4 protein-coding genes are annotated in these 8588 nt (G+C 68.4%); all 4 read left to right on the top strand.

Annotation, left to right across the window (positions count from 1 at the left end; all coding sequences use genetic code 11):
• Positions 1-256 precede the first annotated feature (256 nt).
• A complete protein-coding gene (locus WU80_RS23100) occupies positions 257-2410 on the top strand; it encodes an acyltransferase family protein (RefSeq protein ID WP_055405638.1) in 2154 nt (717 codons plus the stop codon).
• 34 nt (positions 2411-2444) lie between these two features.
• Positions 2445-4637: a glycogen debranching protein GlgX gene (gene glgX / locus WU80_RS23095; RefSeq protein WP_055405860.1), complete on the top strand. Its 2193-nt coding sequence runs from the start codon at positions 2445-2447 to the stop codon at positions 4635-4637.
• 3 nt (positions 4638-4640) lie between these two features.
• Positions 4641-6941 (top strand): malto-oligosyltrehalose synthase, encoded by a 2301-nt coding sequence (gene treY / locus WU80_RS23090; RefSeq protein WP_055405594.1) that lies wholly within the window; start codon positions 4641-4643, stop codon positions 6939-6941.
• Positions 6934-8588, top strand: a 1655-nt coding sequence (gene treZ, locus WU80_RS23085) for a malto-oligosyltrehalose trehalohydrolase (RefSeq protein ID WP_055405859.1), incomplete at its 3' end; no start/stop codon positions are given. The genes treY and treZ, both read left to right, overlap by 8 nt.

Raw genomic sequence — 8588 nt, 5'->3', positions numbered from 1 at the left:
GTGCAGCAGGTCCCGGTGCAGCAGGCACCGGTGCAGCAGGTCCCGGCGCCGCAGGCGCCGCTGTGGCAGCCGCCGATCCAGCAAGCGCCGGTGCAGCGGGCCCCGGTGCAGCTGCTGCCGCCCCAGCAATCTCCGTTCCTACCCCCGGCCGCCGGCACCACCCGGTAAATTCCCGGCACCGCCCGGGACTCCCGAACGCCGCCACCTGCTCCTAATCGGGAGCGGGTGGCGGTTTTCGGTAAATTGACTGGTAACCATGCCGACCCTGTCACCGCCTTCCACACCGGTCGCGACCGCGGAACCGGTCGCGAAGGGAGCGCGTGGCGAGGGGTTCTATCGCTACGACCTCGACGGCCTGCGGGGCATCGCGATCGCCTTGGTCGCGGTGTTCCACATCTGGTTCGGCCGGGTCTCCGGCGGGGTCGACGTGTTCCTGGCGCTGTCGGGATTCTTCTTCGGCGGCAAGATCATTCGCGCGGCGCTGAACCCGGCGGTGACCCTGTCGCCGGTGGCGGAGCTCACCCGGCTCGTCCGCCGCCTGGTCCCCGCCCTGGTCGTGGTGCTGGCGGGCTGCGCCGTCCTGACGATCCTGGTGCAGCCGGAGACCCGCTGGGAGACGTTCGCGGACCAGAGCCTCGCCAGCCTCGGCTATTACCAGAACTGGGAGCTGGCCAACACCGCGTCGGACTACCTGCGCGCGGGTGAATCCGTCAGCCCGCTGCAGCACATCTGGTCGATGTCGGTGCAGGGCCAGTTCTACGTCGGCTTCCTGCTGGTGATCGCGGGGTGCGCGTACCTGTTCCGGCGCCCGTTGGGCAAGCACCTGCGCACCCTGTTCCTGGTGCTGCTGACCGCGCTGACGGCGGCCTCGTTCGTCTACGCGATCGTGGCGCATCAGGACGATCAGGCCGCCGCCTACTACAACAGCTTCGCGCGCGGCTGGGAGCTGCTGCTCGGCGCGCTGGTCGGTGCGCTCGTGCCGGCCATCCGGTGGCCGATGTGGGTACGCACGGTGGTGGCCACCGTCGCGCTGGCCGCGATCGTGTCATGCGGGGCCCTGATCGACGGCGTGAATGAGTTTCCGGGCCCGTGGGCGCTGGTCCCCGTCGGGGCCACCATGCTGATGATCCTCGCCGGGGCCAACCTGCGGGGCGCCCCGGCCGGCGGCCGGTTACCGCTGCCGAACCGGCTGCTGGCGGCCCCGCCGCTGGTGGCGCTGGGCGCCATGGCGTACTCGCTGTACCTGTGGCACTGGCCGCTGCTGATCTTCTGGCTGTCGTTCACCGGACACCGGCACGCCGGCTTCGTCGAGGGCGCGGCGGTGCTACTGGTCTCGGGCCTGCTGGCGCACCTGACCACCCGGCTCGTCGAGGATCCCCTGCGGTACCGCACGGCCGGGCGGTCACCGGCGCCCGCGCCCGCGTGGCTGGCGCGCCTGCCCCGGCCCACGGTGGCGCTGGGCACCGCCATCGTGCTGCTCGGGGTCACGCTGACCGCCACGTCGTTCACCTGGCGTCAGCACGTCACGGTGCTGCGGGCCGCGGGCAAGGAACTCAGCGTGCTCAATCCGCAGGACTACCCCGGGGCGCGCGCCCTGACCGAACGGCTGCGGGTGCCAGCGTTGCCGATGCGGCCCAGCGTCCTGGAGGTCAAGGAGGACCTGCCGACCTCCACCCGCGACGGTTGCATCAGCGACTTCGTCAACCCGGCGGTGGTGGTGTGCACCTACGGCGACGTCGCCGCCGAACGCACCATCGCGCTGGCGGGCGGCTCGCACGCCGAACACTGGCTGCCCGCGCTGGAGCTGCTGGGCAGGATGCACCACTTCAAGGTCGTGACGTACCTCAAGATGGGCTGCCCGCTGTCCACCGAGGAAGTCCCGTTGATCATGGGCAACAACGCCGCCTACCCGCAGTGCCGGCAGTGGGTGGAACAGACCATGGCGAAGGTCATCGCCGACCGCCCCGATTACGTGTTCACCACGACCACGCGGCCGTGGAACATCAAGTCCGGCGACGTGATGCCGGCCACCTACATCGGAATCTGGCAACGCTTCTCCGACAACAACATTCCGATCCTCGGCATGCGCGACACCCCATGGTTGGTGAAGAACGGCCAGCCGTTCGACCCGGCGGACTGCCTGGCCAAGAAGCAAGGCAATCCCCAGTCGTGCGCGATCAAGCGATCCGACGTGTTGTCCGACCGCAATCAGACGCTGGACTTCGTAACCCAGTTCCCGCTGCTGAAGGTCCTCGACATGTCGGACGCGATCTGCCGTGCCGACGTGTGCCGCCCCGTCGAAGGTAACGTGCTGATCTACCACGGAGCCCATCACCTCACCCCCACGTACGTGCGGACCATGGTGGGCGAATTGGGCCGCCAGATCGCGGCCAATACCGGTTGGTGGTGACGCGTCCCGCGCCGCCGAGCGCGGATAAGGTCAGATGGTGCCGACCAACGATCACGCTTCAGAAACAGGCGTAGCTGGTAACCAACAGCCGAGACTGGCCACGGTCTGGCCGGGCAACCCCTACCCGCTGGGCGCCTCCTATGACGGCGCGGGGACCAACTTCTCGTTGTTCTCCGAGATAGCCGAGAAGGTCGAGTTGTGTCTGATCGACGACGCGGGGGGCCAGACGCGGATTCCCCTCGATGAGGTCGACGGCTTTGTCTGGCATGCCTATCTGCCCAACATCACCCCGGGCCAGCGCTACGGCTTCCGCGTGTACGGGCCGTTCGACCCGGCCGCCGGCCACCGGTGCGACCCGAGCAAGCTGCTGCTCGACCCGTACGGCAAGGCCTTTCACGGCGACTTCACCTTCGGCCAGGCGTTGTTCTCCTACGACCTGAAGGCCGTCGGCCCCGACGGCGACAACGCCGACCCCGGGACGCCGCCGATGGTCGACTCGCTGGGCCACACCATGACCAGCGTGGTGAGCAATCCCTTCTTCGACTGGGGCTCGGACCGGTCGCCGCTCACCCCGTACCACGAGACGGTGATCTACGAGGCCCACGTGAAGGGCATGACCCGGACCCACCCGGGCATCCCCGAGGAACTCCGCGGCACCTACGCCGGCCTGGCCCATCCCTTGGTCATCGATCATCTCAAATCGCTGAACGTCACGGCGATCGAGCTCATGCCGGTGCACCAGTTCATGCACGATTCGCGACTTCTCGACCTGGGCTTGCGAAACTACTGGGGTTACAACACATTCGGTTTCTTCGCCCCGCACAATCAGTACGCGGCCAACCGCAAGGCGAGCGTCCAAGAGTTCAAGTGGATGGTGCGCACCTTTCATGAGGCCGGCATCGAGGTCATCCTCGATGTGGTCTACAACCACACCGCAGAAGGCAACCACCTCGGTCCGACGATCAACTTCCGCGGCATCGACAACGCCGCGTACTACCGACTGGTGGACACCGACCTGCGGCTCTACAAGGACTACACCGGTACCGGCAACAGCCTCAACGCCCGCCACCCGCACGTGCTGCAGCTGATCATGGACTCGCTGCGCTACTGGGTGACCGAGATGCACGTCGACGGGTTCCGATTCGACCTGGCCGCCACGCTGGCCCGCGAGCTGCACGACGTCGACCGGCTGAGCGCCTTTTTCGACCTGGTGCAGCAGGATCCGATCGTCAGCCAGGTGAAATTGATCGCCGAGCCGTGGGACGTGGGCGAGGGCGGCTATCAAGTCGGCAATTTCCCGGGTTTGTGGACGGAGTGGAACGGGAAGTATCGCGATACTGTGCGTGACTACTGGCGGGGCGAGCCCGCAACCCTGGGCGAATTCGCTTCCCGGCTGACCGGGTCGTCGGACCTGTATGAGGCGACCGGCCGGCGTCCCAGCGCCAGCATCAACTTCGTCACCGCCCACGACGGGTTCACGCTGAATGACCTGGTTTCCTACAACGAAAAGCACAACCTGGCCAACGGCGAGGACAACCGGGACGGCGAAAGCCACAACCGCTCGTGGAACTGCGGCGTCGAGGGACCGACCGACGACCCGGAGATCATGGCGCTGCGCCGGCGCCAGATGCGCAACTTCTGGGCGACCCTGATGCTTAGCCAGGGCACGCCGATGATCGCGCACGGCGACGAGCTGGGCCGCACCCAGAACGGCAACAACAACGTGTACTGCCAGGACTCCGAATTGTCTTGGATGGATTGGTCATTGGTTGACAAGAATGCCGACCTGCTGGCCTTCGCGCGCAAGGTCACCGCGCTGCGCAAAAACCATCCGGTGTTCCGCCGGCGCCGGTTCTTCGAGGGCGAGCCGATCCGAACCGGCGAAGAGGTCCGCGACATCGCCTGGCTGAACCCGAGCAGCCGGGAGATGACACACGAGGACTGGGGCGAAAGCATTCACAAGTGTGTGGCGGTGTTCCTCAACGGCGAGGCCATCACCGCACCCAACGCACGCGGTGAACGGGTGGTCGACGACTCATTCCTGTTGTGCTTCAACGCCGGTGAGGAACCGGTTGAGTTCGTGATGCCGAACGACGACTATGCGCAGGAGTGGACCGTGGAACTGGACACCAATCACCCGGCGGGTGACGCCGACCAGCAGGTGAACGCCGAAGAGAAGGTCTCGCTGCCCGGGCGCTCCCTTCTGGTCTTACGTAAGACCATGTGACGCATGCCTTTTCCGATACTCTCGACCTACCGGTTGCAGCTGCGCGGTGAGGCCAGCGGGTTCGCGTTCACCTTCGCCGACGCCGAAAACCTGCTGGACTACCTGGACGAACTCGGGGTCTCCCACGTTTACCTATCCCCGATCATGACCGCGGCCACCGGCTCCAACCACGGCTACGACGTCACCGACCCCACCACGGTCTCCCCCGAACTCGGCGGCCGCGACGGGTTGGCCCGGCTCTCGGCGGCCGCGCGCGAACGGGGCATCGGGCTGATCGTCGACATCGTGCCCAATCACGTCGGAGTCGACCAGCCCCAACAGAACGCCTGGTGGTGGGACGTCCTGCGGCATGGCCGATCGTCGCAGTACGCAACGTATTTCGACATCGAATGGGAGCTCGACGAGGACGGCCGCATCGTGTTGCCGATCCTGGGTTCCGACGACGACGCCGCCGATCTCAAGGTCGACGGCGACCTGCTGCGGCTGGGCGACCTCGCGCTGCCCATCGCCCCCGGCACCGGCGAAGGCTCCGGACCGGAGGTGCACGACCGCCAGCACTACCGGCTGGTGGGCTGGCGCAACGGCGTGTGCGGCTACCGGCGCTTCTTCTCGATCACCTCCCTGGCCGGGCTGCGCCAGGAAGACCGCGCCGTGTTCGACGCCACCCACGCCGAGGTCGCCCGCTGGGCGGCCGACGGGCTCGTCGACGGCGTGCGCATCGACCACCCGGACGGCTTGTCGGATCCCTGCGGCTACCTGGCGTGGTTGCGGGAATCGGTTGGCCCGCAGACCTGGATCGTCATCGAGAAGATCCTCGCGGTCGACGAGGCGCTCGAACCCACGCTGCCCATCGGGGGCACCACCGGCTACGACGTGCTCCGCGAGATCGGCGGTGTCTTCGTCGACCCGAACGGCGCACCGGCACTGACCGCGCTCGTGGAGTCGGCGGGAGTGGACTACGCCGCGACCCCGAAGATGTTGGCGGAACTGAAGATCCGCGCGGCGACCGACACGCTGGCAAGCGAACTGCGCCGGCTGCGCCGCAGCATTGTCGCGGCCGCCGGAACCGATCACCCGCAACTGCCGGAAGCGGTGGCCGCGCTGCTCACCCACATCGGTGTGTACCGCAGCGACTACCCCGGCCTGGCGGCGGTCATGCCCACCGCACTGGCCGAAACGCAAACGCAGTCACCGGAATTGGGGCCCGCCCTGCAGGTGCTCGCCGCGGCGTTGGCCCGCGGCGGCGAACCGGCCACCCGGCTGCAGCAGCTCTGCGGTGCCGTCACCGCCAAGTCGGTGGAGGACTGCTACTTCTACCGCGACGCGCGGCTGGTGTCGCTCAACGAGGTGGGCGGCGAACCGCACCGCTTCGGTGTCGGCGCGGCCGAGTTCCACCACAGCTCCGCGGCCCGCGCCCGGCTGTGGCCGCACACGATGACGACGCTGACCACCCACGACACCAAACGCGGCGAGGACGTCAGGGCCCGGATCGGGGTGCTCTCCCAGGTCCCGTCGCTGTGGACGGAGTTCCTCGCCCGCTGGGAGATCGCCGCACCGTCCCCCGACCCCGCGACCGGACAGTTCCTGTGGCAGAACATCTTCGGCGTGTGGCCGGTCAGCGGCGAAATCACCGACGAGCTGCGCGAGCGGCTGCACGCCTACGCCGAGAAGGCCATCCGGGAAGCGGCCTGGCACACCTCGTGGAACGAGCCGAACACCGAGTTCGAGGACGCGGTGCACCGGTGGCTGGACGGCGTGTTCGACGGCCCGGTGGCCGGCCAGCTGACCGAATTGGTCGGCCAGCTCAATCCGCACGCCGCAAGTGACGCCCTGGGCCAGAAGCTGCTCGCGCTGACCGTTCCCGGGATACCGGACGTCTACCAAGGCACCGAGCTGTGGGACGACAGCCTGGTCGACCCGGACAACCGCAGGGCCGTCGACTACGCCGCCCGGCGCGCCGCGCTGAAGGCGCTCGAGCATCCCAAGATCCGGGTCGTCACCACGGCGCTGCGGGTGCGACGCGCCCACCCGGACAGCTTCCTGCGCGGCGACTACGTTCCCGTGCTGGCCAACGGCGACGCCGGCGATCACGTGCTGGCCTTCCGCCGGGGCTCCGACATCGTGGTCGCGGTCACCCGGTGGACCGTGCGCCTGACCGAAAGCGGCTGGGGCAACACCGTTCTGGCGTTGCCCGAGGGCACCTGGAAGGACGCGCTCAGCGGGGTCATCGCGGACGGGCCGACGGCGGCGGCCCAGTTGTTCGCCGAGCTGCCCGTCGCGCTGCTGGAGCGCCATCATGACTGAATTCCGGGTGTGGGCGCCCAAACCGGAGTCGGTTCGGCTCGACGTCGAGGGCGGCGTGTACCCGATGACCCGCTCCGACGACGGCTGGTGGCACGCGTCCGTCGACGCCGCCCCGGACGCCCGCTACGGCTTCCTGCTCGACGACGACCCGACCGTGCTGCCCGACCCGCGCTCGGCCCGCCAGCCCGACGGCGTGCACGCCCGCTCCCAGCTGTGGGACCCGGCAGGCGCGACTTGGACCGACGGCGACTGGAAGGGCCGGCCGGTCGAGGGCGCGGTGATCTACGAGATGCACCTGGGCACCTTCACCGGCGCCGGCACCTTCGACGCCGCCATCGAGAAGCTGGACTACCTGGTGGACCTGGGCGTCGACTTCGTCGAGCTGATGCCGGTGAATTCCTTTGCCGGAACGCATGGCTGGGGCTACGACGGCGTGCTGTGGTACAGCGTGCACGAACCCTACGGCGGCCCCGACGGCCTGGTCGCCTTCGTCGACGCCTGCCACGCGCGCGGGCTGGGCGTGTTGATCGACGCGGTGTTCAACCACCTCGGACCGTCGGGCAATTACCTGCCCAAGTTCGGGCCCTACCTGTCGTCGGCCAGCAACCCGTGGGGCGAGGGCATCAACATCGCCGACGCCTATTCCGACGAGGTGCGCCGCTACATCATCGGCTGCGCGCTGCGCTGGATGCGCGACTTTCACGCCGACGGGCTGCGACTGGATGCGGTGCACGCGCTGGTGGATACCACCGCCATCCACATCCTCGAGGAGCTTGCGACCGAAACGGATTGGCTGGCACAGCAATTGGGGCGCCCGCTGTCGCTGATCGCCGAGAGCGATCTCAACGACCCGCGGCTGATCAGCCCGCGGGACCGCGGCGGCTACGGCCTGACGGCGCAATGGGCCGACGACATCCACCACGCCATCCATACGGCGGTGTCCTGCGAACGCCAGGGCTACTACGCCGATTTCGGCAGCCTGGCCACCCTGGCCCAGACCCTGCGCCACGGCTACTTTCACGCCGCCACCTATTCGTCGTTCCGGCACCGCCGGCACGGCCGGCCGTTGGACACCACCGAGAAGTCGGGAATCCCGGGCACCCGCCTGGTCGCGTACACCTGCACCCATGACCAGGTGGGCAACCGTGCCCTCGGTGACCGCCCGTCGCAGAACCTGACCGGCGGACAGCTGGCGATCAAGGCCGCGCTGGCGCTCGGGACGCCCTTCACCGCAATGCTTTTCATGGGCGAGGAGTACGGGGCCTCGACGCCGTTTCAGTTCTTCAGCTCCCACCCGGAGCCGGAGCTGGCCCAGGCCACCGCCCAGGGGCGCAAGGCCGAGTTCGCCGAACACGGCTGGGACGCCGACGACATCCCCGACCCGCAGGACCCGCAGACGTTTGCGCGCTCGAAACTCGATTGGGACGAGGTCGACGCCGGCGAACACGGCCGGCTGCACCGGTTCTACCGCGACCTGATCGCGCTGCGCCACGGCGACCCCGACCTGGCCGACCCCTGGCTGGAGCGGCTCGCGGTCGACTACGACGAGGAACAGCGCTGGATCAGCGTGTCCCGCGGCGGGCTGCGCATCGTGTGCAACCTCGGCGCCGAACCGGTTCGGGTGCCCGTCGCCGGACACGTGATCCT

Origin of the sequence: Mycobacterium sp. UM_11, assembly GCF_001414075.1 — a bacterium.
GTDB lineage: Bacteria > Actinomycetota > Actinomycetes > Mycobacteriales > Mycobacteriaceae > Mycobacterium.
This window is presented reverse-complemented; position numbering and strand designations above follow the sequence as displayed.